Below are 24,512 nucleotides of genomic sequence, written 5' to 3'. Positions count from 1 at the left end.
CGGGTGGGTGAGGGAAAATGCTCGCCTTTTTTCCGTTTCGTTTTATTCACTCTCGATACAGAACCCGCAGGAGAACAGCGATGCCCAGCCGTCGTGAGCGTGCCAACGCCATTCGTGCCCTCAGCATGGATGCCGTGCAAAAAGCCAACAGCGGCCATCCCGGTGCCCCGATGGGTATGGCGGATATCGCCGAAGTACTTTGGCGTGACTACCTGAAGCACAACCCGAGCAATCCATCGTTCGCCGACCGTGACCGCTTCGTGCTGTCCAACGGTCACGGCTCGATGTTGATCTACTCGTTGCTGCACCTGACCGGCTACGACCTGTCGATCGATGACCTGAAAAATTTCCGCCAACTGCACAGCCGCACCCCGGGTCACCCGGAATTCGGCTACACCCCGGGCGTTGAAACCACCACCGGTCCTCTGGGCCAAGGCCTGGCCAACGCCGTCGGTTTCGCCCTGGCTGAAAAAGTCCTGGCGGCGCAGTTCAACCGTCCTGGCCACAATGTTGTCGATCACCACACCTACGTTTTCCTGGGTGATGGTTGCATGATGGAAGGCATTTCCCACGAAGTTGGCTCCCTGGCCGGTACATTGGGCCTGGGCAAGCTGATCGCTTTCTACGACGACAACGGCATCTCCATCGATGGCGAAGTCGAAGGCTGGTTCACCGACGACACGCCTAAGCGTTTCGAAGCCTACAACTGGCAGGTGATCCGCAACGTCGACGGTCATGATCCGGAAGAGATCAAGACCGCGATCGAAACCGCGCGTAAAAGCGATCAGCCAACCCTGATCTGCTGCAAGACCACCATCGGTTTCGGTTCGCCGAACAAACAAGGTAAAGAAGACTGCCACGGCGCCCCATTGGGTGACGCGGAAATCGCCTTGACCCGTGCCGCGCTGAAATGGAACCACGGTCCGTTCGAAATCCCGGCTGACATCTATGCCGAGTGGGACGCCAAGGAAGCTGGCCGCGCGGCCGAAGCCGAGTGGGATCAGCGTTTCGCTGCCTACTCTGCGGCTTTCCCTGAGCTGGCCAACGAACTGGTCCGTCGCCTGGGCGGCGATCTGCCAGAAGACTTCGCGGAAAAAGCCTCGGCTTACATCGCTGAAGTTGCGGCCAAGGGCGAAACCATCGCCAGCCGTAAAGCCAGCCAGAACGCACTGAATGCCTACGGCCCGCTGTTGCCTGAACTGCTCGGCGGCTCCGCTGACCTGGCCGGTTCCAACCTGACCCTGTGGAAAGGTTGCAAAGGTGTTTCGGCTGAAGACGCCAGCGGCAACTACATGTACTACGGCGTTCGCGAATTCGGCATGAGCGCGATCATGAACGGCGTGGCCCTGCACGGCGGTCTGGTGCCTTACGGCGCCACCTTCCTGATGTTCATGGAATACGCCCGCAACGCCGTGCGCATGGCTTCGCTGATGAAGAAGCGCGTGGTGTTCGTCTACACCCACGACTCCATCGGTCTGGGCGAAGACGGCCCGACTCACCAGCCGATCGAGCAACTGACCAGCCTGCGCAGCACACCGAACCTCGACACCTGGCGTCCAGCCGATGCCGTTGAATCGGCCGTTTGCTGGAAACAGGCCATCGAGCGCAAGGACGGCCCTTCGGCGCTGATCTTCTCGCGTCAGAACCTGCAGCATCAGGAACGCAGCGCGCTGCAGATCGCTGATATCGCCCGTGGCGGTTACGTGTTGAAGGACTGTGCAGGCGAGCCTGAGCTGATCCTGATCTCCACCGGTTCGGAAGTTGGTCTGGCGGTTCAGGCTTACGACAAGCTGACCGAGCAAGGTCGCAAGGTGCGTGTTGTTTCGATGCCGTGCACCAGCGTGTTCGATGCCCAGGACGCCGGCTACAAGCAAGCGGTTCTGCCGTTGCAAGTCAGCGCCCGTATCGCCATCGAAGCCGCGCACGCGGACTACTGGTACAAGTACGTGGGCCTGGAAGGCCGCGTGATCGGCATGACCACCTACGGCGAGTCGGCGCCTGCGCCTGCCTTGTTCGAAGAGTTCGGCTTTACCCTGGAAAACATCCTGGGTCAGGCTGAAGAGCTGCTGGAAGACTGATCCAGAAGTAGCGTTATCGGGGCTGAAGTCTTCGCGGGCAGGCCTCGCTCCTACAAGGGATCGCGTTGTTTTCAAGACAACCGAAGACCTGTAGGAGCGGGCTTGCCCGCGAAGGCGGCAGTCCTGGCAACCTCATTCCCAAGCGTCATCGAGAACCCCATGCCTCAACCGCGTCCTTACAAAGTTGCACTCAACGGCTACGGCCGGATTGGTCGTTGCGTCTTGCGTGCGTTGTTTGAGCGAGGCTCGGCGGCCGGGTTTGAAATTGTTGCGATCAACGATCTGGCTGACATGGCCAGCATCGAATACCTGACACGCTTCGACTCCACTCACGGGCGCTTTCCCGGCGAAGTGCGAGTAGAGGGCGATTGTCTGCATATTAATGGTGACTGCGTGAAAGTCCTGCGCAGTGCCACCCCCGAAGGCATCGATTGGGCGTCCCTGGGCGTCGATCTGGTGCTGGAGTGCTCCGGCGCTTACCACACGCGTGCCGATGGCCAGCGTTTCCTCGACGCCGGCGCACCCCGCGTACTGTTTTCCCAGCCGATGGCCAGTGAGGCGGATGTCGACGCCACCATCGTCTACGGCGTAAACCAGGATTGCCTGACCGGCGATGAGCTGCTGGTGTCCAACGCGTCCTGCACCACCAACTGCGGCGTTCCGCTGTTGCGCCTGCTGGATCAGGCCATTGGTCTGGAATACGTGTCGATCACCACCATTCACTCGGCAATGAACGATCAGCCGGTCATCGACGCCTATCATCACGAAGACCTGCGCCGCACGCGTTCGGCGTTCCAGTCGGTGATTCCGGTGTCCACTGGTCTGGCACGTGGCATCGAACGCCTGCTGCCGGAACTTGCCGGGCGAATTCAGGCCAAAGCCGTGCGGGTGCCGACGGTTAACGTGTCTTGCCTCGACATAACGATGCAGACCGTCAGCGACACCGACGCCACCGAGGTCAACCGGATTCTGCGCGAGGCTGCCACCAGCGGCCCGCTCAAAGGCCTTCTGGCCTACACCGAGCTTCCCCATGCAAGCTGTGATTTCAACCATGACCCACATTCGGCCATCGTCGATGCCAGTCAGACCCGAGTTTCCGGCCCACGGCTGGTGAACATCCTGGCCTGGTTCGACAACGAATGGGGTTTTGCCAACCGAATGCTGGACGTTGCAGAACACTATCTGCAAACAGCTATTTCCAAAAAACAGTAACCCAGGAATTGCGACCCATGACCGTGTTGAAGATGACCGACCTCGATCTGCAAGGTAAGCGCGTACTGATCCGCGAAGACCTCAACGTCCCAGTCAAGGACGGTGTTGTCACCAGCGATGCGCGAATCCTGGCTTCGCTGCCGACCATCAAGCTGGCCCTGGAAAAAGGCGCGGCCGTGATGGTCTGCTCGCACCTTGGTCGTCCGACCGAAGGCGAATTCTCGGCCGAGAACAGCCTCAAGCCAGTCGCTGACTACCTGAGCAAGGCCCTGGGCCGCGAAGTGCCGCTGGTCGCCGATTACCTGGGCGGCGTTGACGTGAAAGCGGGCGACATCGTGCTGTTCGAAAACGTGCGCTTCAACAAAGGCGAGAAAAAGAACGCTGACGAACTGGCCCAGCAATACGCCGCCCTGTGCGATGTGTTCGTGATGGACGCCTTCGGCACCGCTCACCGCGCCGAGGGTTCGACCCATGGCGTGGCCAAGTTCGCCAAAGTCGCCGCCGCTGGCCCGCTGCTGGCAGCTGAGCTGGACGCACTGGGCAAAGCCCTTGGTGCCCCGGCCCAGCCGATGGCTGCCATCGTTGCCGGTTCCAAGGTCTCGACCAAACTCGACGTCCTGAACAGCCTGAGCCAGATCTGCAACCAGCTGATTGTCGGCGGCGGTATCGCCAACACCTTCCTGGCCGCTGCCGGTCACCCGGTCGGCAAGTCGCTGTACGAGCCGGACCTGCTGGACACCGCTCGCGCCATCGCCGCCAAGGTCAGCGTGCCGCTGCCGGTCGATGTCGTGGTGGCCAAGGAATTCGCTGAAAGCGCGACCGCCACCGTCAAGCTGATTGCTGACGTAGCCGCCGACGACATGATCCTGGATATCGGCCCGCAGACCGCGGCGAATTTCGCCGAGCTGCTGAAGTCGTCCAAGACCATCCTGTGGAACGGTCCGGTGGGCGTGTTCGAATTTGACCAGTTCGGTAACGGCACCAAAGTGCTGGCCCAGGCCATCGCGGAAAGCTCGGCGTTCTCCATCGCTGGCGGCGGCGACACCCTGGCTGCCATCGATAAATATGGCGTTGCCGACCAGATCTCCTACATTTCTACCGGCGGCGGCGCGTTCCTCGAGTTCGTGGAAGGCAAGGTCTTGCCTGCCGTTGAAGTCCTGGAAAGCCGGGCCAAGGGCTGAGGTCATTCATTTGGCCACGCAAAGGAGTGTTCTCATGGTCAAGCCATTAGCGCTGTTGATCGCCGCGGGTATGCTGGTGGCTTGCGGGAGTAACCCGAAAGCCAAGCCGGAACCTGCGCCGCAGTCAGTGGAAAAAGGCTGCTACCAGGCCGACTGGCAAGCGGAAACCAACCCGGTGATCAACAAGCGTTCCGGGCCTGATGGCCTGGAGAAATACGAGACCCAGACCCCGGCCAAGGAACATGGTTGCCCTTGACGGGTCAGACACTTTACTCAGGGCTGGCGGCGTGCGCCGTCAGTCGAGGAACATGGATGAAAGGTTTTATCGCCGTTACGGCGTTGGCATTGCTGGCCGGTTGCTCGAATTTCAACCTGTTCAAGCCTGCCGAATCGACGGACAACTGGACCACCTGGACCTGCGACAGCCAGGCCAAAGTGCTCTGGCGCTACACCGACGACAGCCGCAAGGAAGTCGACGCGCGCCTCGGCGGGGCCGATCAGGTCTACCGCTTGAAGCTTGAACCGGGCGCCGAAGGTTCGCTGTACAGCAACGACATGCTGGCGTTTCACGTAAAAGGTGAGGAAGGCCTGGTGTACTGGGTCGCCACCAATGATTTGATTGGCCGCGGTTGTAAAGCGCAGTAATTGAAGGCCTGTGAGAAACCTGTAGGAGCGAAGCTTGCTCGCGAAGACGTCATCACATTCAACACATGGGGTGCCAGTTAAACTGCTTTCGCGAGCAAGCTTCGTTCCTACGGGAATTCGATGGCTTGTAGAGATTCAGGCAACACCGAATTCGCAGCCCGGGCCAACCCCCGATCTGCAATAACTTGAATAGCCGCCGCCGCTCCGGCAGGCTGGCACGATTAACGACCCAAACCGGGAGAGACACACACAATGGCACTTATCAGCATGCGCCAGATGCTGGACCACGCAGCCGAGTTCGGCTACGGCGTTCCAGCCTTCAACGTCAACAACCTTGAGCAGATGCGCGCCATCATGGAAGCCGCTGACAAGACTGACTCCCCGGTGATCGTCCAGGCCTCGGCCGGTGCTCGCAAATACGCCGGCGCACCGTTCCTGCGTCACCTGATCCTGGCCGCCATCGAAGAATTCCCGCACATCCCGGTGTGCATGCACCAGGACCACGGCACCAGCCCTGACGTCTGCCAGCGCTCCATCCAGCTGGGCTTCAGCTCGGTAATGATGGACGGTTCCCTGGGCGAAGACGGCAAGACCCCGACCGACTACGACTACAACGTCCGTGTCACCCAACAAACCGTGGCCATGGCTCACGCCTGCGGCGTCTCGGTAGAAGGCGAGCTGGGCTGCCTGGGTTCGCTGGAAACCGGCATGGCCGGTGAAGAAGACGGTATCGGCGCCGAAGGCGTTCTGGATCACAGCCAGATGCTGACCGACCCGGAAGAAGCCGCTGACTTCGTCAAGCGCACCCAGGTCGACGCCCTGGCCATCGCCATCGGCACCAGCCACGGCGCGTACAAATTCACCAAGCCACCTACCGGCGACGTGCTGGCCATCGACCGCATCAAAGAAATCCACAAGCGCATCCCGAACACCCACTTGGTGATGCACGGTTCTTCTTCGGTTCCGCAAGAGTGGCTGGCGATCATCAACCAGTACGGCGGCGACATCAAAGAAACCTACGGCGTGCCGGTTGAAGAGATCGTTGAAGGCATCAAGCACGGCGTGCGTAAGGTCAACATTGATACTGACCTGCGTTTGGCGTCGACCGGTGCGATGCGTCGGTTGATGGCGACCAACCCGAGCGAGTTCGATCCGCGCAAGTTTTTCGGCGCGACTGTGACTGCCATGCGTGATGTGTGTATCGCTCGTTACGAAGCATTCGGTACTGCGGGTAACGCTTCGAAGATCAAGCCGATCTCGTTGGAAGCGATGTACCAGCGGTATTTGAAGGGTGAGTTGAACGCTAAGGTTAACTAAGTTTTTAGCGTTTGAGTCGCATAAGAAACCCGCCGAGAGGCGGGTTTTTTGCTTGTAAGGAAGTCGTAATTGATTCGATTTTTCTGTCTCGATAATGTTTATCTTGTACGACCTTGATTTTTGGAATAGTTCCTAAGTGGTCGCGTTGTCTTGGTACTGTTGCGATAGCATGTGTTTCGCGCTTTTTGTTATTTCGAAATTGTATAAAGAACTGTAATTTGTTACAGGTGATCCGCAAGTTATTTTGACATATCGTTCATATGCCGTATCCAAGGGGCAAGCGATGTGAATGAACTCATTTCGCTAGCTCTGTTGATTTGCAATTATGGAGATTAATATAATGTTGAATGGAGCATATGAAGGCGGAGATGGTGACAGCAAAGCTATTCTGAAGATCACAGACTCAGATGCTAGTCGCGATATTATAAATGGCGGAACATATGAGTATGCGGGGAAGGTCTATGATGTAAGGGGTAATTTTTATTATATGAGTCAGCCCAATACAAAGGTTGTTATTAATCTGGTATTGGCATCTCGTGACGACTCTCCGAGTTATGAGATGAAATTAATGTCGCCTGATAAAACTTATTCACTGCTGCAAGGTACTGTTTCGTATTTTGGCGGCGGTGCCACGGTGTTTAGTGCAAGTCTTGGAAAGACAGCATAAATGAAGATCTGAAAAAAAGGGGGCGGATCTACTTGACCGTCCCATTGTTTGCTCTCTGAAAGTCGTTTTCTTTAACTTAAAGGGCGCAGATTTATTTAATAATCGTCCCCGGCGTTCTTCTGTTCGAGTCGTTTTGCAGGTCTGCCTTGCACTCGATGTGAGATTCGCAAACCGGTGATTTTTTCAATCTCATCTGTGAATCGGGGGTTGCCCGTCAGCTGTCCGCGCTGAAGGGCGCCTCTGATCAACTGCAACTCTGTGGAAGGAATCGTTTGTTCCATAAATGAGGTATAGCGGGCAAGGCGCTCGGCGTGAGTGTTGCCCAGTTCGGTAAAGCAAAGATCTTCATCAAGCCAATGATTTCCGGCTGCTTCGTTGAGGCGAAGGTGCAGACTCGACCAAGGGTAATCCTGTGCACGCTGTACCATTTGCGCTCGCACCGGATTTAGCTCGATGTATCGACTACAAGCCAGCAAATAGGTGTCGGTCTGAACCACGCTGGATTTGTATCGGCTCTCCCACAAGGTTCCGGAGCGTCCTTCCAGCTTGTTGCGATAGCGCGTCATGCGGCCTGCCAGGCCTTTCATCAATTGCCCGAGACTCGCGGCGGAGTCTCTTGGTGCGAGGAGTAAGTGGACATGATTGGTCATTAAAAAGAAGGCATAGACTTTAACGTCATATAGCGTTTTGAGCTCTCGGAGGTCGTCGAGATAGCGTTGGAAGTCGCCCGGCTCGGCAAACACTACCTGCCTATTGTGGCCTCGTTGCACGACATGATGCGGATAATTGGGTAAAACAACTCGTCCCATTCTGGGCATATAGCCTCCTACGTCCTTGTAGTGATGGGTGAAGCATAGCAGCAGATAATCGATTAAATAAATCTGTCCCATTTGTTTGCTAATCGACCCCTGCGTTACTTTATTCGAGTTGTCGCTTGCTTTTTAGTGAACTCCGTTATCGCAAAAACGTATAAAAAACTGTCATTTATTACAGGTGATTTAATGCGGGCTGCCGCCTATTGTTTAATGCGTAACCGAGAGAAAAGGAAGGGAAGTGTTAAATAAATCTGTCCCCTTTCTTTGAGCATAAGGCTGGTCGGTTTCTTTTTACTATTATTGAAGGAGAGCAGGGTCATGGAAAATAGTAAATTTGGCGGGAGTAATACTCAACTTTCTATTCCAGCTCGATTGAGTTCGCTGAATGGCGGGGAGCGGATTGATGTGACTCTGGATGATGGCACCACAGTGTCAGGTCTTTTTGTTTCGTATGAAGATAATAAGCTGAAGTTGACGTTGGTTGGCACTGATCATGATAAAGAGATCTTAGTAAAAACTATAAAGGACCTGCGTGTTCCGCAGATAACAGCAAAAGCGAGATGAAAGTCAGGGCGCGCTGCGGGCCGGCTGTGAGTATTTCGGTCCGCCATGATTTTTATCTTGATTTAAGTAAAAACCCGCAGTGATGCGGGTTTTTATTGCCTGATTTTTACTGCTGCTTAGGTGTATCAAATCCGCGCTGTTCAATGACCCCAAAAACGTCGGCGACGTCCTGAACCATGATCCGGGCAATGTTGGTGACGGTGTTGATGTCGTTCTCGGCGTAGTCCGGCAGGCTGGTGCACGCCATCAGATTCAAATATTTGAGGACGGCGTTGAGGCGTTCGCTGACGCAGTTGTGGAGTTCGCGTAATGGGGCGTCGTTGTCGATGAGCAGGACGGGGTAGTCGGGTTCGCAGACCGAGGATACGAGGAACCCGGCAGACCCGAAGGTCTCCCACACACAGCCACCATAACAAAGGAGGGCGAGCGTTTACGTGCCCCTTTTTTCGAGGCGCTAGGTTACTACACGTATCGTCAGGGCTGCGAAACCCTATCGCTAACAACGTCAGCGACAGGCCAACTTTAGAGGACAGCGATTCGGGTAGCCGCAACCGGGCTGTAGGACGTGTATGCGGTCATTGTGGCAAGGGCACTCGTTCCCATTCGGCGACGTGGGCGCCGTGAATCGGTGGCGTGGTGTGTCTGTGGGAATCAGGTGGCAGGATTTGGGGCTACTTCGTAGCCCAGCGGGAGCAAGCTCCCTCGCCACAGTCAGAGGCGTCCTACGCGTTTTTCGGACGATGTAGCAGCTGTCGAGATTGAGAGGACTTCATCCTCGAACGCAGCCTCGCGTTGCTCGACAACTGCTACAGGGGCAGAGGTGTTCTTACTTATCGTGATCAATATCCAACTTGCTGAACGTCACTTTCCCACCTTCGCTGGTGTACCCGGTGTGGTCTTGCACATAGACCCCGGCCTTGAAATACAGCGGTTTGTCCCGCCACGTCGCGCTGATGTCGGTGTCCCACTGATACCCCGCCGCACTGATGCCCAGCGCGCCGCCCGGGCTCAGGTGGATGAGGTAGGAGAACTCCCGGTCAAGTTTCACCCCGGTGGCGATGGTGATGATCCGGCCTTCGTCGTCATCCGGGCGCATGCGCACCTTGGCGACGATGTTGCCCGATTGCGTGCTGGTCTTGTACTGATACTCGAGCTTCACCATGGGTTTCTGGCTTTCATAGGCGTGGATCTGGCCGATGACGATTTTGCCTGTGCTCGGTACCTGGTTGACTGCGAGGGTGGCGCGTAGGGAGTTGTCGGCGTCCGGGTAGAGCCAGTTTTTCAGGGTGCCGTTACTGTAGGTTTCGCGCAGTTCGGTGCGGGGGTATTTTGCATTTGCAGTTTTGGAGCCGGTGACCGGGGACCAGAAAAACAGGGTGCCGGTGTCGGAGTGGAAGTATTGATCCTTGAAGCCGTTCACCAGTTTAGGGGTGTCAACGGTGTACGGCGGACTGCCGACAGGAACACTAAGGTTCCAGGTTGCGAGATCGATCATAGTCAAAAGCTTCCACGATTTTTTTTGCTGCACGCCCGTGCCAGAAGCTCTGGCGCGGGCCTTGGGGGCCATCCTTATAAGCGTAGAAGTTCAATTTGTTAATGCGAAAATGACAGATGGATGGCGTCAAAATCCTGTCAAAAGGCCATCTTCCCCGGTTTCAGGGGGCTGTAGAAGCGACCGTTAGTCGGCAAATGTACGTGATGGTTAAATGATGGCGCACTGGCAGCTTCTGCTTTTGCGGATCCCGGTCTAGAGTGAAGGCTCAGTATTTGGCCGGTTTTCACGAGAGACTGGCCTGACGCCCCGAAATAAGAGAAGCAGCATGGAATGCGCGCACCCCACGCCAGCTGAAGGCAGCTCGATCCTTTTAATCGTCGATGATTACCCTGAAAACCTGATCAGCTTGCGCGCGTTGCTCCAGCGCCAGGATTGGCAGGTCATTACCGCAGCTTCCGGTTTCGAAGCGCTCAGTCTGCTGCTCGAACACGATGTCGACCTGGTGCTGCTGGATGTGCAGATGCCGGGCATGGATGGTTTTGAAGTGGCGCGCCTGATGCGCGGCAGTCAGCGAACCCGTCTCACACCGATTATTTTCCTGACCGCTAACGAACAGTCCCAGGACGCCGTGATCAAGGGCTATGCCAGTGGTGCGGTGGATTACCTGTTCAAGCCGTTCGACCCGCAAATTCTCAAGCCCAAAGTTCAAGCGTTGCTCGAGCATCAACGCAATCGCCGTGCCTTGCAGCGCCTGAGCCACGATCTGGAGGTCGCTCGCGCGTTTAATGCCTCGGTGCTGGACAACGCCGCCGAAGGCATCCTGGTGGTGGGTGAGGACGGTGTGATCCGCTTTGCCAACCCGGCGATGTCCCGGTTGCTCAATGCCACGGTGCAAGACCTGCAAGGCAAAGAGTTTCTGGATTTTCTGCAAAAGCCGCACATCCCGGTCTGGGCGGACTCTGACTTTTATACCGGTTACCGGCGCGGCGAAACCCTGCGCCTGCACGACGCGTTGCTGCGAACGGCGCCCGGCCAGCAAGTGCCGGTGGCGCTGTCTTGTGCGCCATTGCCTAGCGAACAACATGCGATGGTGGTGACGGTGCTGGATATGTCGGTGGTGCGCCATCTGCATCAGCAACTGGAATTCCAGGCGGTGACGGATCCGCTGACCGGGCTGCTCAATCGTCGCGGTTTCTACCAGACGGTGGAGAATCTGCTGTTGCGCGGTGAACGGTCCGACAGCGCCTGGGTGCTGCTGTACCTGGACCTCGACGGCTTCAAGCGCGTCAACGATTCCCTCGGCCACGATGCCGGCGACCGGGTGCTGCGCTGGGTGTCCGAGCAATTGAAAGCCTGTCTGCGGCCCTTTGACATTCTGGCGCGCATGGGCGGCGATGAGTTCACGGCGCTGCTGGATCTGGAGTTCCCGGAGCAAGCGGCGAAGATCGCCGAGAAGCTCATTGAGCGGGTGTCGATCTGTCAGCAGATTGATGGTCTGGATATCGCCTTGGGCGCCAGCATCGGCATCGCCACGTACCCGGATTGCGGTTCGAACCTCGACGGCTTGCTGCGTGCGTCGGACATTGCCATGTACGAAGCCAAACGGGCCGGCCGTCAGCAATACCGTTTCTACGATCACGACATGAATGGCCGGGCGCGCTCGCGGCTGATGCTCGAAGATAGCGTGCGCACCGCCATTGAGAACCGTGATTTCAACCTCGTGTATCAGCCGCAGGTGGCGATAGACAGCGGGCAGATTCGTGGTTTCGAAGCGCTGCTGCGTTGGCAGCACCCGAGCGTCGGTGACGTGCCGCCGGGGCTGTTTTTGCCGTTGCTGGAAGAGGCGCGGCTGATCAGTCGTCTGGGCAGCTGGATTTACCATCGCGGGGCCGGCCAGCGCAAAGCGTGGGAAACCTTGTTTGCCGAAGACCTGGTGCTGGGCGTCAGTTTGAGCAGCACCCAGTTCGGCATGCCCAACCTGGTCACTGAATTGCGCCAGGTGCTGGAGCGTCACGGCTTGCAGCCGCGTTATCTGGAAGTCGAAGTGACGGAAGAAGCGTTGATGCAAAACCCCGAAGAAACCCGCAAGACCCTGCGCTTGCTGCGCAATCTTGGAGTGCGTGTGGCGCTGGATGACTTCGGCTCCGGACCGTGCTCACTGGCGCATCTGCGCGATCTGGAACTGGACACGCTCAAGTTTGACCGGCATTTGATCGCCCGATTGCCGGCGTCAGAACGGGACGCGGCGCTGGTGCGCAATGTGATCGACCTGTGCAAGCAATACGGGATGCTGGTGATTGCCGAAGGGGTGGAAACCATCGCGCAATATGAATGGCTGCAAGCCAACGGCTGCCAGTACGTGCAAGGTTTTCTGGTGGGGCGGCCGATGATGGCCGAGGATGCCGGCGACTTTGTGACGCCGTTTGACTGGAGCGCGCTGATCCGCTGAATTCGCTACACTGGCGACCTTTTCGTTATTCGTGTTGCCGACCCTGATGACCGCGTTGAAATACCTCCAGGCCTATCCCGCTGCGTTGCAGGACCAGGTGCGCCAGCTGATCACCGAAGGTCGGCTGGGCGACTACCTGAGCAAGCGCTACCCGGAAAAACACGCGGTGCAGAGCGACAAGGCGCTGTACACCTTCGCGCTGGACCTCAAGCAGGAATACCTGCGCAACGCGCCGGCCATCGACAAGGTGCTGTTCGACAACCGCCTCGACCTGACCCATCGCGCCCTTGGCCTGCACACGACAATCTCGCGGGTGCAGGGCGGCAAGCTCAAGTCCAAGAAGGAAATCCGGGTGGCCTCGTTGTTCAAGGAAGCACCCTCCGAGTTTCTGAAAATGATCGTCGTGCATGAGCTGGCGCACTTTAAAGAGTCGGATCACAACAAGGCGTTCTACAAGCTCTGCGAACACATGTTGCCGGGGTATCACCAGGTGGAATTTGATCTGCGGGTGTACCTGACGTGGCGGGATATGCAGTAAAGGGAGTGTTTGAATGGATGTAAGCAAGACCAAGAGCAGCTTTTATCGCCGGTTGTACGTGGCCTACCTGATCGACAGCGGGTTGGCCAGCAGCGTCCCGGCGCTGACCGAAGCAACCGGCATGCCCCGGCGCACGGCGCAGGACACAATTGCCGCATTGGCGGACCTGGACATCATTTGCGAGTTCGAGCAGGAAGAGGGCGCGCGCAATCATGCGGGGCGCTATCGGATTCGCGAGTGGGGGGCGATTGATCGGGGGTGGATCGAGCGGAATCTGCGGCAGATTAAAGCGGTGCTCGAGTATCCCTGAGTTCTTCGATGATACAGCTGACGCCATCGCGAGCAGGCTCGCTCCCACATTTGACCGCGGTCCCCTGTGGGAGCGAGCCTGCTCGCGATAGGGCCCTTAAGGGCGACGCATCCCGATATGCGGAATGTCATCCTCCAGAAACTCCTCACCCGACACCACAAACCCGTACCGCCCGTAATACCCCTGCAAATGCGCTTGGGCCGAAAGATAGATCCGCACCTCAGGCCAGCGTTTCGCGGCCTGCTTCAACGCCTGGGCCATCAACTCGTGCCCCAGCCCGGTGCCACGGGCGCCAGGCGCGATAATCACCCGCCCGATCACCACGTCGCCGCCCTGCGTTTCCGGGTCGAGCAAGCGCAGATAGGCCACCAGCCGATCCCCATCCCACGCCATCAAATGGCAGGTGTCCCCTTCCAGATCCTGGCCATCGACATCCTGATAAGCGCATTTCTGTTCGACGACGAACACTTCTGCGCGCAACTGGAGAATGGCGTACAGCTGCTCTTTCCCCAGATCGCTGTGGTGTTTGCAGACCCAATCGATTGTCATCTTCACTTTCCTTGAGCAACGTCCTTCGGATACTAAGCGTCCCGGCGATATATGTCTTTATGACGGAGCAATCTGTGACGAAGGCCAAAATGCCATCATTCATTTCTCGCGGCACTGTCTTCTTTGTGTAATCTGCGATTGAGCGCAGTGCAGTGGCTTCAATGAGCTAATGTTGAGTACTTGGGTGCTGATACATGTGTCTTGGAGTTTTGGCAGAAAAATGCGTCGGGCAGCCCGCCCGCTAAGGATTTTCTAGCATGCCGCGATTGCATCGAGCGTTTGCTTTGATCGTTCTGCTGTTGCTGACACAGAGCGCGGTAGCGGAGAAGCTGCGTCTGGTCGCCGACGCCTGGCCACCGTTTACCGACGCCACGCTGGTCAACGGTGGCTTGGCCACTGACATTGTCAGCACTGCGCTGGCACGGGCCGGTTACGCCAGTGATTTCGAGCAGGTGCCCTGGGCGCGAGCGTTGCTCGGCGTCGGTGAAGGTCGTTACGACGTGCTGGTCAACGCCTGGTACACCGACGAGCGCACCAAGCTGGGCCAGTTTTCCGGCGAATACCTGCTCAACCGCGTGCGTTTTCTCAAGCGTAAAGACGCGCCCATCGAATACAACAACTTGCAGCAATTGCACACTTACCCTATTGCAGTGGTGCGCGGTTATGCCTATTCACCGGAATTTGATGAGGACGTGTCGTTGCAGAAAGTCCCCGTGCATAACTTCGCCATGGCCGTGCGCATGGTCGCGGCAGACCGGGTCAAGTTGACGCTGGAAGACGAATACGTCGCCCGTTATTACCTGGCTCGGGAATCATCCAAGGTGCGCAATGCCGTGGAGTTCCTGCCCAAGGCATTGAGCGAGAACAGCTTGCACATATTGGTCAGCCTGAAAAATCCGCAGCATGAACAGATCGTCGCCGGTTTCGATCGCGAGATTGCGGAGATGAAGGCTGATGGCAGTTATGAGCGGTTGATGAAGCAGCATGGGATGTAAGCTTCGGTGTGGCTGATGGCCCTATCGCGAGCAGGCTCGCTCCCACAGGATTTGCACCGAATCTGTGGGAGCGAGCCTGCTCGCAATGGGCCCCGGCCTGTCACTACAGATCTCAGGCTTCGCTGGTGTCCTTGATCAGATGCGCCGCCAACGTCCGCAACGGCCCCAACTGCCGGCAGATCAACGCCAACTGCGTCTGTACCAGCCGCTGCCCTTCATCGATCTCATCCGGCATTTGCTCCAACTCATTGGCCAGCGCCTCTTCGGCATCGCTCTGAATCGCAATTGGCTGTTTGCTCGCCAACCCTTGGGCGATCTCGTCGATGCTGGCCGCCAGGCTCACGCCCGCGCCGTCGATCAAATGCTCGCGAACATCCGCCGGTAACTGGGTTTCACGGTGCGCACCCAATCCCGACAAGTAGCTGAGCAACGTGTGCGACAGCACCAGGAAGCGAAACCCGACATCCGCTTCCTTACGGAAATGCCCTGGCTCCATGAGCATGTTGGCCAGTGTCGTCGACAATGCCGCATCAGCGTTGTGCGCATTGCGTCGGGCCAGGCGATAGGCCAGGTCGTCGCTTTTGCCGGCGGCGTATTGCTGCATGATCTGGCGCAGGTAAATGCTGTTGCAGGTCAGGGTATTGGCCAGCACTTTGTTCAGGCGTCGGCCCTGCCAGTCCGGCAGGAACAGGAACACCGCGAGCCCGGCGATCAAGCTGCCGAGCAAGGTGTCGAACAGCCGCGGCAGGAACAGCCCGTAACCATCACCGACCTGATTGAAGCAGAACAGCACCATCAAGGTAATCGCGGCGGTCGCCAACGTGTAGCGCGTGGTGCGGTTGATAAAGAACACCACTCCGGCTGCGATCGCGAAGCACGACTGGACCAGCGGATTGGGGAACAGATCGAACAGCGCCCAGGCCACCGTCAGGCCAATCGCGGTGCCGATGATCCGTTGGCCCAGTTTGCGTCGAGTGGCGCCGTAGTTTGGCTGGCAGACAAACAGCGTGGTGAGGATGATCCAGTAACCTTGCGAGGGGTGAATCAAGTGCACCATGCCGTAGCCGATGCTCAAGGCCAGGGGCAGGCGCAGTGCATGGCGGAACAGCAGCGAGGTCGGCGTCAGCTGCGTGCGCAAGCGAATCCATACATCCTTGAGGTTGCGCGGCGAGCGGTCGAGCAGGCTGCTGTCGGTGGCGTCGGCCAGGGCGTCGGGGTTGCTGGCATCGCTGAGCAAACGGTCGAGGGTGCCGAGGTTGGCGGCCAATGCCCGCAAAGAGCGCAACAGACCGCGCCAGGCCGGGTTGCTCTGGATGCGCAAGTGTTCGATGGAGGCGTGCAGGTCGCTCAACGCTTCGGCGAAGCTGGCGTCATAGATGAACGGCTGGCGCATCTGGATCGATTCCGCCAGCGCCCGGCAGGCTTTGCCTTGCTGGCGTAGCAGACGCTGGCAACGGAACAGCACGTCGCTGTGAAAGAACGCCTCGGCCAGCGCGTTGTAAGGGTAGTGCGAAGAACTGGCGCGCTCGTGGATGTCCTGAGCGAGGAAGTACAGCTTGAGGTAGCGGCTGACTTTCGAACCCGGTCGTCCATTGCCGACCCGGTGCAGGATAATTTCCTTGGCAGCGTTGAGTGCCGCGACAACTCGACCGTTTTGCTGCGCCAGTTCCAGTCGGCGTGCTTCCACGTCCATCTGCCGAATCGGCTCGAACAGCGACGATTTCAGCTTCAAGTAAAAACCCAGTTCACGGAACAACCGAGCCAGGCTCTGCTGCACCGGCTGGTTGGAAAACATCGCCTGCCACAGCACCGAGAGCAAGCCGTACCAGGCGGCGCCGGCCACCAGCAGCACCGGTTCGTGCCAGAAATCGGTGACCGCGCCGCCGCGCTGATCCACGCCGATCATGGTGTAGACCGACAGAATCAACGTCGCGGAGGCAATCGCGCCATAGCGTTCGCCGAGGGCGCCGAGCATGGTCAGGCCGAAACTGGCGAGGGCCAGGGCGATGACAAAAACGATGGGGTAGGGGAACAGCAATTCGACGGAGAGGGCGGCGACGCTGAAGCACACCAGCGTCACGGCCAGCGCGTTGAGGCGGCCCTGCCAACTGTCGTCGGTCTCGGCCAGGGCGCTGGCGATGATCCCCAGGAACAACGGGATCAGAAGCCCCATTTCATCCTGATACCAACAGACGGCCATGCTGCCGGTCAGGGCGATGAACACCCGCACGCTGTAGCTGAATTTATCCAGCGCCCAGAGACGGCGCAGCGACTGACGAAATGAGGTCGATGACATGAAGTGCGAAGGCCTTCCGAGGCAATGCCGCTAAATTGAGCCAGTAATGACGTCGACGCAATGGCGCCGATCACATCTGACAGCAAAATCTGTTCCTTGATTGTTCAGTGTTGTCTGTTCGGACGCCTTCGCGATCCGACTTGCCCGCGAAGAACGATGACGCGGTATATCAGACGTACTGCGCAGCGGCATAACCCGAGGCCCAGGCCCATTGGAAGTTGAAGCCGCCCAGGTGTCCGGTGACGTCGAGCACTTCACCGATGAAATACAGGCCAGGGCTTTTCAGCGATTCCATGGTCTTGGATGACACTTCATGAGTGTCGACACCGCCCAAAGTCACTTCCGCAGTGCGATAGCCCTCGGTGCCGGCAGGAACCACTTTCCAGCTCGCCAGTTTTTCGGCGATGTCGGCGATTTCCGCGTGGGTGTATTGCTTCATCGGTTTGGAGACGAACCAGTTGTCCGCCAGCAAGTTGGCCATCTTCTTGGTGAAGATTTCACCGAGAAGGGTTTTCAGTTCGCTGTTCGGGCGTTCGGCTTGCTGCTGTTGCAGCCAGCTCGGCACGTCGTGGTCCGGCATCAAGTTGATCTGGACCGTGTCGCCGGATTCCCAGAACGAGGAAATCTGCAAAATCGCCGGGCCACTGAGGCCGCGATGGGTGAACAGGATGTTCTCGCGAAAGCTCTGGTCGTTGCAGCTCACCAGGCAATCCACCGATGTGCCGGACAGCTCGGTGCACAGTTCCTTGAGCTGATCGGTGATGGTGAACGGCACCAGGCCGGCACGGGTCGGTAGCAGGTCGTGACCGAACTGCTTGGCGACCTGATAACCGAAACCGGTGGCGCCCAAGGTCGGAATCGACAGACCACCCGTGGCGATGACCAGGGATTCACAGGTCAGTTGACCGAGCGTCGTGTCGAGCAAGTAACCGCTTTCGAGCTTCTCGATGGTCTGGATCGAGGTGTCCAGGTGCAGGCTGACGCCGACCTGATCGCATTCGGTGAGCAGCATCTCAAGGATGTCGCTGGATTTGTTATCGCAGAACAGTTGGCCGAGTTTCTTCTCGTGATACGGCACGCCGTGCTTGGCGACCATGCCGATGAAATCCCACTGGGTGTAGCGCGCCAATGCGGATTTGCAGAAGTGTTCGTTTTGCGAGAGGAAATTGCCCGGTTCTGTGTACATGTTGGTGAAATTGCAGCGGCCACCGCCCGACATCAGGATTTTCTTGCCGGCCTTGTTCGCATGGTCGAGCAACATGACCTTGCGCCCACGTCCGGCGGCGGTCAGCGCACACATCAACCCTGCGGCGCCAGCGCCAATGATCACGACTTCGGTAGAGCGCAAAACGGTGTCCTCACACAGGAGCTTATATTGATCGTTCCCACGCTCTGCGTGGGAATGCCGCCATGGACGCTCTGCGTCCGCTCTGTGACGCGGAGCGTCACGGGATGCATTCCCACGCGGAGCGTGGGAACGATCAGGCAGGGGGGAGTTGCGGCGTTCTTAGAGGATACGAACGCGCAACGAACGGCCTTTGATCTTGCCGTCGTTCAGACGCTGCAAGGCTTGCTTGGCGATCCCGCGTTCAACAGCCACATATGCCTGGAAGTCGAAAATCGCGATCTTGCCGACCTGAGCGCCCGGAATACCGGCATCGCCCGTCAGTGCACCCAGAATGTCGCCCGGACGCACTTTGTCTTTACGGCCTGCGCCGATGACCAGCGTGCTCATCACCGGCAGCAGCGGTGCGCCACCCTGGGATTTGAGGTTGTCCAGCTGATCCCAGCTCAACGGCGACTTCTGCAGGAGCTCGATGGCCTGGGCGCGGTGCGCTTCGGACGGCGCGACCAGGCTGATCGCAATGCCTTTCTCGCCAGCACGACCGGTACGGCCGACACGGTGAATGTGGATTTCCGAGTCACGGGCCAGCTCGACGTTGATCACCATGTCCAGCGCATCGATGTCCAGGCCGCGCGCGGCGACGTCGGTGGCGACCAGTACCGAAGTACTGCGGTTGGCGAACATGGCCAGCACCTGGTCACGGTCACGCTGTTCCAGATCGCCGTGCAGGCCGACGGCGGAGATGCCTTTGGAGGTCAGGTGATCGACGGTTTCCTGAACCTGCTGCTTGGTGAAGCAGAAGGCGACGCAGGACGCCGGACGGTGATGCGCGAGGACTTTGACCACCGCGTCCATGCGCTCTTCCGGGGAGATTTCGTAGAAACGCTGCTCAATCTGCGTGTCGTCGTGGAACGCTTCGGCCTTCACGATCTGCGGGTTACGCATGAATTTCGCCGCCAATTGCTTGATGCCCGTCGGATAGGTGGCGGAGAACAGCAGGGTCTGGCGACGTTCAGGGCTCTGGGCGATGATTTCTTCGATGGAATCGTAGAAACCCATGTCGAGCATGCGGTCGGCTTCATCGAGGATCAGCGTGTTCAGGCCATGGAGAATCAGCGAACCCTTGCGCAGGTGCTGCTGAATCCGACCAGGAGTGCCGACGATGATGTGCGCACCGTGCTCCAGCGAGCCGATCTGCGGGCCGAAAGCCACGCCGCCGCACAGGGTCAGGACCTTGATGTTGTCTTCGGCGCGGGCCAGGCGACGGATTTCCTTGGCGACCTGGTCGGCCAACTCGCGAGTCGGGCAGATGACCAGCGCCTGGCAACCGAAGAAGCGCGGATTGATCGGGTTCAGCAGGCCGACACCGAAGGCGGCGGTCTTGCCGCTACCGGTCTTGGCCTGGGCGATCAGGTCCATCCCCTTGAGGATCACCGGCAAGCTTTGCGCCTGGATCGGCGTCATCTCGGCATAACCCAAAGAGTCGAGGTTAGCCAGCATGGCGGCGGATAGCGGCAAAGTATTAAAAGCGGTGGCAATGGTGGTCACGGGACTGGCCTGCAAAACAAAATGTCGCGCAGTGTATCAGTCCCATGGCCATTCGCCCGTAGTTTCCAGACGAGAAGTCGCCGAGCGCAGGCACTTATCGTCTGGAAACTAAGGCTCTATGTGTTCTTCCGGGCTTCTGACGCGCCGTCCGTCTTCCTTTGAGAGCTGGGAGAAGATCGTCGCGGCCAGCATCGCCATGATTCCGACCGTCACAAACGTCAGCTGGAACGCACCCAGCACCGTGTCCACGCCATCGTTGCCGATCTCTGCGGTAAAGCCGCCGAGCAACGCGCCGGCACAGGCAACGCCAAGGCTCAGGGACAATTGCGCGACCACCGACAGCAGGCTGTTGCCGCTGCTGGCGCTGGCGTCGTCGAGGTCGATCAGGGTCACGGTGTTCATCGCGGTGAACTGCAAGGAGTTGATCGCGCCGAGAATTGCCAGCATCCCCAGCAGCAGCCAGTACGGCGTCTGCTCGCTGACCAGGCCCATGCTCGCCAGCATCAGCCCCAGCGCCAGGGTGTTGCCGGTGAGCACGATGCGATAGCCCAGGCGCTCAATCAGCGGACGCGCCACCGATTTGGCGATCATCGCCGCAGCGGCCAGCGGCAACATGCTCATCCCGGCTTGTGACGGCGAATAACCCAGCGCCACTTGCAGCAACAACGGCACGAGGAACGGCAGGGCGCCGCTGCCCAGGCGGGCGAACAGGTTGCCGAGGATGCCCACGGCAAACGTCCGGGTCTTGAACAGCGACGGCGCGAACAGCGGATTATCGATGTGCCCGGCGCGCAGCCAATACGCCGCCAGACACGCCATGCCGCCGAACAGCAGTAACATCACCCGCAAGTGCGGCAGGTGCAGTTCACCGAGGCCTTCCATGGCGATGGTGATCAGAATCATCGCCGCGCCGAACAGCAAAAAGCCCAGGCTGTCGAAACGCGTGCGTTCAGTGCCGCGCAGGTCGGGAATGAACTTCCACACGGCGTAGCAGCCGATGGCGCCCACCGGCAGGTTGATCAGGAAGATCCAGTGCCAGGTCAGGTATTCGACCATCCAGCCGCCCATGGTCGGGCCGATCAACGGACCGAGCAGGCCGGGAATGGTGATGAAGCCCATGATCCGCACCAGCTCCGAGCGCGGATAGGCGCGCAGCACCACCAGCCGCCCGACCGGCAGCATCAACGCACCGCCCAGGCCTTGTATCACTCGGGCACCGATCAGCATGCTCAGGGTGCTCGACAAGGCGCAGAGCAATGAGCCGAGGCTGAACAGCAGGATTGCGCCGAAGAAGATTTTCTTGGTGCCGAAGCGGTCGGCGATCCAGCCTGAGGCAGGAATCAGCAGCGCGACGGTGAGCATGTAGGCAATGATCACGCCCTGCATGCGCAGCGGATCTTCGGCCAGATCCCGGGCCATGGCGGGCAGGGCGGTGTTGAGGATGGTCCCGTCGAGGGACTGCATGAAGAAGGCGATGGCGACGACCCACGGCACCCAGCGGGCGGTGACAGCGTCGAGAGGCGGACGGTTGGGCATGGGACCTCGTGTGAGTCGGAGTTAATGATCGTTCCCACGCTCCGCGTGGGAATGCAGTCCGGGACGGTCCGCGTCCCTGCCGAAGCGGACGCGGAGCGTCCATTGAGGCATTCCCACGCAGAGCGTGGGCACGATCGGTGTCAGAGGGTCAAGGTCAGCTTGCTGATCAGCGCCCCCGGCAACAACGCCGAAGCCGTGGCCCGCTGGCTGTAGGTGCTGGCCGACAACATAAGCTCACGCTCCTCGGTCAACGCTTCCAGTTGGGAACCAAGCAGACTGTAAGCACTGTCATCAAAGCGCATGGTGCTCACCGGCGCCTGAATCTCGCCGTTCTCGACCCAGAACGTCGCGAATCGCGTCATGCCGGTCAGGCGTGCCGCCGGTTGGTCCGAGTAGTTCAGGTACCAGAGGTTGCTGATGTACAGACCGGTTCCCAGTTGCTTGAGAATCTCTGCATCGGGCAGCGTACCGGCGGCCATGTTCACAGCACTCGGCATTTCACCGCCGCTGGCGCCATTGGCGGTCAGGCCGTATTCGGCGGCACTGCGTGAACTGACCATCTGCGCGCCCGCCTTGCCTTCGACGATCAAGCCAAGATCGCTGCGCGGATAACCTTCGCCCGAGAACGCCGGGCTCAACGAACCGCTGACCTTTTCATCAACCGACACCAACGGGCTGAACGCACTGTCGCCCGCATACAGCTTCTGCAACGGGCTGCTTTTGGTGGCAATCGACTGTGCCGAGAAACCGCCCCAGCCCAGCATGTCCATTATTTCTCCCAGGGCTGCCGGTGCCAGATAGGCGCGGTACTGACCGGGCGCCAGGGTGCGTTGCGGTCTGCCGAGGAATGCCAACTGCTCACGCGCCTGCGCAAAGCGCTTGGCAAAACCCTCGCTGTTCCAGTCGTGCCCGGCGTAACTGGCTTTCACCGCTTGGCCGTTTTCATGGACCAGACTGAAATCAAAGTTGAAGCTGTTGGCCTGATGCCAGCCAAGCGCCCCCGAAGAACTGGCGAAACCACGACTGATCGGGCCGGCGGCGTAGAAGCCGACCAGATCCAGCCCCTCGGCGGCCTGGGTGATTTCGGCCACGACCTGCTCGGTGTCCGGCAGCGGATGCTCCTGCACGTTCTTGCTCTGCCAACTGTTGTGGTTGAGCAGTAGGTAGGGATCCTGCGGCAGCAGCGGCAAGGTTTCGCGCAACTGTTGCAGGCCTTCGGCCAGGCGCTGAAGGTCGACTTCCTGATCGCCGGCCAGCGTGATGTTGAGGTCAGCATGCCGACCCTCGTTGATCAGCTTGAAACCGACGCTCGCCTGCTGCACCTGGCCGGCCTGACGCACCTTGGCGTGGTTGAAGCGCACGAAGGCCGAGGATTCGGCGGCGTAACTTAGAGTGAACAGTTCCGGCTCGCGAATCGCATCACGCAGCCAATTGACCAAGGCCTTGAACGCATCGGCCTGACTTTTTGAAGTACTCATCAGGCATCCCCCCCAAACACATCAACGTTGCTGAACACACAGGCCGGCGAGGCATGGCCGACGCGGATCACCTGGTTCGGTTCGCCCTTGCCGCAGTTCGGCGTGCCCAGGACCTTGACGGAGTTCGCATCGCCAACGGCGCTGAGGTTTTTCCAGAACTGCGCGGAAATCGCCCGGTAGTTCGGGTTCTTGACCACGCCTTTGAGTTCGCCGTTTTCGATCAGTTGGCCCCATTCACAGCCGAACTGGAATTTGTTGCGGGCATCGTCGATGGACCAGGACCGGTTGGTGCTCATCAAGATGCCGTGCTCGATGTTGCCGATCATTTGCTCCAGCGGTTGATCGCCGGCCTCGATGTTCAGGTTGGCCATGCGATCGATCGGCGGACGGTTCCAGCTGCAGGCGCGGCTGTTGGCCACGCCATCCATGCCCGCGCGAAACTGCGACAGCGCGCCGCCCAATGGGCGCAGCAGCAAGCCTTCTTTAATCAGGAATTGTTTGCTGGCAGCAGTGCCGTCGTCGTCATGGCCATAGCTGGCCAGCTGTTCGGGAATCTCCGGGTCGAAGGTCACGTTCAGCAGTTTCGAGCCGTACTGCAGGCTGCCGAAGTCTTCTGCCTTGACGAAACTGGTGCCGGCGTAATTGCGCTCGTCACCGAGGATGCGGTCCAGTTCCAATGGGTGGCCAATCGATTCGTGGATTTGCAGCATCATCTGGTCCGGCATCAGCAACAGGTCACGCGGGCCTTTCGGGGTGTTCGGCGCCAGCAGCAATTGCAGCGCCTGATCGGCGATTTTCGGACCGGCACCGACCAGGCCGCAGCGGCTGATCACATCAAAACCGCCCTGTTGACCGAAGTTCTCGCGGCCCAGGGTTCGGGTCTGGCTGTCGTTGCCGTCGTAGGCCGTGACTTCCAGGCTCGGGTAGACAAACCGCTGGGCCTGGCGCAGTTCGGCACCGGCGTTGCTGAGGTAGATCTGTTCGACATGGGTGATGCCGATGCTCACTTCCCAGTTCACCAGTCGCTCGTCCTTGGGCACGGATGCGGATTCGGCGCCGAGCAGTTGGTAGCAATCGCTCAGGGAAGGGAAGGGCTGGTCGAGGTTCGGCGAAAAGTAGTCGGCGCGGTCGCTGGAGACCACCTGTGCGCTCAGGTCGAGCAGGGCGTGGGGCTTGAGTCGGCGGGCTTGTTGCTCGGCCTTCTCCAGTGCGGCTTGCAGGCCTTGTTGCGACAGGTCGTTGGTCGCGGCGTAGGCTTCGACGCCGTTGACACGCACGGTCAGCATCGCGCCTTCGTCACGGCTCAGGCTCGGAGGTTCGGCGACATTCTTGCGCACCGACAGGTACTGGCCGGACTCGCGTACATAACGCAGCGAAAAGAATTCAGCGCCCGTGCGCAAGGCAGCGAAGCGCTGCTTGAGCTGGGGGTGGAAATCGAACATTCGGGAACCTCCTTGGTCTGGAGTGGCGGTGCAGCGGTGTTGCGAAGGGGGG

22 protein-coding genes are annotated in these 24,512 nt (G+C 59.0%); 12 read left to right on the top strand and 10 right to left on the bottom strand.

Annotated elements, in window-relative coordinates:
- The first annotated feature begins 80 nt into the window (after positions 1-80).
- The 7 genes from tkt to JIO00_RS27425 all read left to right on the top strand — a co-directional run bounded on the left by tkt (position 81) and on the right by JIO00_RS27425 (position 7,100).
- A complete protein-coding gene (tkt, locus tag JIO00_RS27455; RefSeq protein ID WP_154912929.1) occupies positions 81-2,078 on the top strand; it encodes a transketolase in 1,998 nt (665 codons plus the stop codon).
- A 159-nt stretch (positions 2,079-2,237) separates the two neighbouring features.
- Complete coding sequence (epd, locus tag JIO00_RS27450) at positions 2,238-3,290, top strand: erythrose-4-phosphate dehydrogenase (protein ID WP_010466935.1); 1,053 nt, start codon at positions 2,238-2,240, stop codon at positions 3,288-3,290.
- A 17-nt stretch (positions 3,291-3,307) separates the two neighbouring features.
- A complete protein-coding gene (locus JIO00_RS27445; protein ID WP_077747250.1) occupies positions 3,308-4,471 on the top strand; it encodes a phosphoglycerate kinase in 1,164 nt (387 codons plus the stop codon).
- Between the two features lie 34 nt (positions 4,472-4,505).
- Positions 4,506-4,727, top strand: a complete 222-nt coding sequence (locus JIO00_RS27440; RefSeq protein ID WP_010466937.1) for a hypothetical protein — start codon at positions 4,506-4,508, stop codon at positions 4,725-4,727.
- Between the two features lie 56 nt (positions 4,728-4,783).
- Positions 4,784-5,116 (top strand): MliC family protein, encoded by a 333-nt coding sequence (locus JIO00_RS27435; protein ID WP_010466938.1) that lies wholly within the window; start codon positions 4,784-4,786, stop codon positions 5,114-5,116.
- A 252-nt stretch (positions 5,117-5,368) separates the two neighbouring features.
- Positions 5,369-6,433, top strand: a complete 1,065-nt coding sequence (gene fba / locus JIO00_RS27430) for a class II fructose-bisphosphate aldolase (RefSeq protein WP_008081027.1) — start codon at positions 5,369-5,371, stop codon at positions 6,431-6,433.
- Between the two features lie 340 nt (positions 6,434-6,773).
- Positions 6,774-7,100 (top strand): hypothetical protein, encoded by a 327-nt coding sequence (locus JIO00_RS27425; protein ID WP_010466945.1) that lies wholly within the window; start codon positions 6,774-6,776, stop codon positions 7,098-7,100.
- Positions 7,101-7,195: 95 nt separating this feature from the next.
- On the opposite strand, the gene JIO00_RS27420 is transcribed toward JIO00_RS27425, so the two are convergent.
- Positions 7,196-7,918 carry a transposase gene (locus tag JIO00_RS27420; protein ID WP_200668678.1) on the bottom strand — a complete coding sequence of 241 codons (723 nt, stop codon included), beginning with the start codon at positions 7,916-7,918 and terminating at the stop codon, positions 7,196-7,198.
- Positions 7,919-8,233: 315 nt separating this feature from the next.
- Here JIO00_RS27420 and JIO00_RS27415 point away from each other — a divergent pair, with 315 nt between their 5' ends.
- Positions 8,234-8,479 carry a hypothetical protein gene (locus JIO00_RS27415; protein ID WP_154912927.1) on the top strand — a complete coding sequence of 82 codons (246 nt, stop codon included), beginning with the start codon at positions 8,234-8,236 and terminating at the stop codon, positions 8,477-8,479.
- Between the two features lie 106 nt (positions 8,480-8,585).
- Here JIO00_RS27415 and JIO00_RS27410 read toward each other — a convergent pair whose 3' ends face one another.
- On the bottom strand, positions 8,586-8,879 hold the full coding sequence (locus JIO00_RS27410; protein ID WP_077747255.1) for a fructose-bisphosphate aldolase: 294 nt from the start codon (positions 8,877-8,879) through the stop codon (positions 8,586-8,588).
- 426 nt (positions 8,880-9,305) lie between these two features.
- Positions 9,306-9,974, bottom strand: a complete 669-nt coding sequence (locus tag JIO00_RS27405; RefSeq protein ID WP_077747256.1) for a polysaccharide lyase family 7 protein — start codon at positions 9,972-9,974, stop codon at positions 9,306-9,308.
- A gap of 325 nt (positions 9,975-10,299) precedes the next feature.
- Between JIO00_RS27405 and JIO00_RS27400 the strand changes: the two genes are divergently transcribed.
- From JIO00_RS27400 to JIO00_RS27390, 3 genes are read left to right on the top strand one after another with little or no spacing between them, the layout of a single operon-like run.
- The gene (locus JIO00_RS27400) at positions 10,300-12,423 is read left to right on the top strand and encodes a putative bifunctional diguanylate cyclase/phosphodiesterase (RefSeq protein WP_077747257.1); all 2,124 of its coding nucleotides are present in this window, start codon (positions 10,300-10,302) and stop codon (positions 12,421-12,423) included.
- 46 nt (positions 12,424-12,469) lie between these two features.
- Positions 12,470-12,961: a M48 metallopeptidase family protein gene (locus JIO00_RS27395; RefSeq protein ID WP_010466956.1), complete on the top strand. Its 492-nt coding sequence runs from the start codon at positions 12,470-12,472 to the stop codon at positions 12,959-12,961.
- Positions 12,962-12,974: 13 nt separating this feature from the next.
- Positions 12,975-13,271: a winged helix-turn-helix domain-containing protein gene (locus JIO00_RS27390; protein ID WP_010466964.1), complete on the top strand. Its 297-nt coding sequence runs from the start codon at positions 12,975-12,977 to the stop codon at positions 13,269-13,271.
- 96 nt (positions 13,272-13,367) lie between these two features.
- Here JIO00_RS27390 and JIO00_RS27385 read toward each other — a convergent pair whose 3' ends face one another.
- Positions 13,368-13,820, bottom strand: a complete 453-nt coding sequence (locus JIO00_RS27385) for a GNAT family N-acetyltransferase (protein WP_200667226.1) — start codon at positions 13,818-13,820, stop codon at positions 13,368-13,370.
- Between the two features lie 257 nt (positions 13,821-14,077).
- Between JIO00_RS27385 and JIO00_RS27380 the strand changes: the two genes are divergently transcribed.
- Positions 14,078-14,815, top strand: a complete 738-nt coding sequence (locus JIO00_RS27380; protein ID WP_200667224.1) for a substrate-binding periplasmic protein — start codon at positions 14,078-14,080, stop codon at positions 14,813-14,815.
- A 112-nt stretch (positions 14,816-14,927) separates the two neighbouring features.
- Here the strand turns inward: JIO00_RS27380 and yccS are convergent, their stop codons facing one another.
- The 6 genes from yccS to JIO00_RS27350 all read right to left on the bottom strand — a co-directional run bounded on the left by yccS (position 14,928) and on the right by JIO00_RS27350 (position 24,460).
- A complete protein-coding gene (yccS, locus tag JIO00_RS27375; protein ID WP_010466973.1) occupies positions 14,928-17,111 on the bottom strand; it encodes a YccS family putative transporter in 2,184 nt (727 codons plus the stop codon).
- 169 nt (positions 17,112-17,280) lie between these two features.
- Positions 17,281-18,459, bottom strand: a complete 1,179-nt coding sequence (locus tag JIO00_RS27370; protein WP_200667223.1) for an NAD(P)/FAD-dependent oxidoreductase — start codon at positions 18,457-18,459, stop codon at positions 17,281-17,283.
- Between the two features lie 159 nt (positions 18,460-18,618).
- Positions 18,619-19,956, bottom strand: a complete 1,338-nt coding sequence (gene dbpA, locus JIO00_RS27365; RefSeq protein WP_229801809.1) for an ATP-dependent RNA helicase DbpA — start codon at positions 19,954-19,956, stop codon at positions 18,619-18,621.
- 156 nt (positions 19,957-20,112) lie between these two features.
- Complete coding sequence (gene mdtD / locus JIO00_RS27360) at positions 20,113-21,540, bottom strand: multidrug transporter subunit MdtD (RefSeq protein WP_200667221.1); 1,428 nt, start codon at positions 21,538-21,540, stop codon at positions 20,113-20,115.
- A 140-nt stretch (positions 21,541-21,680) separates the two neighbouring features.
- Positions 21,681-23,018 (bottom strand): TldD/PmbA family protein, encoded by a 1,338-nt coding sequence (locus JIO00_RS27355; RefSeq protein WP_200667219.1) that lies wholly within the window; start codon positions 23,016-23,018, stop codon positions 21,681-21,683.
- A complete protein-coding gene (locus tag JIO00_RS27350; RefSeq protein ID WP_083375596.1) occupies positions 23,018-24,460 on the bottom strand; it encodes a TldD/PmbA family protein in 1,443 nt (480 codons plus the stop codon). The genes JIO00_RS27355 and JIO00_RS27350 overlap by 1 nt, the downstream gene beginning before the upstream one ends.
- Positions 24,461-24,512: the final 52 nt, after the last annotated feature.

Origin of the sequence: Pseudomonas sp. SW-3 (assembly GCF_016615645.1) — a bacterium.
In the GTDB taxonomy this organism is placed as follows: domain Bacteria; phylum Pseudomonadota; class Gammaproteobacteria; order Pseudomonadales; family Pseudomonadaceae; genus Aquipseudomonas; species Aquipseudomonas mandelii.
This window is presented reverse-complemented; position numbering and strand designations above follow the sequence as displayed.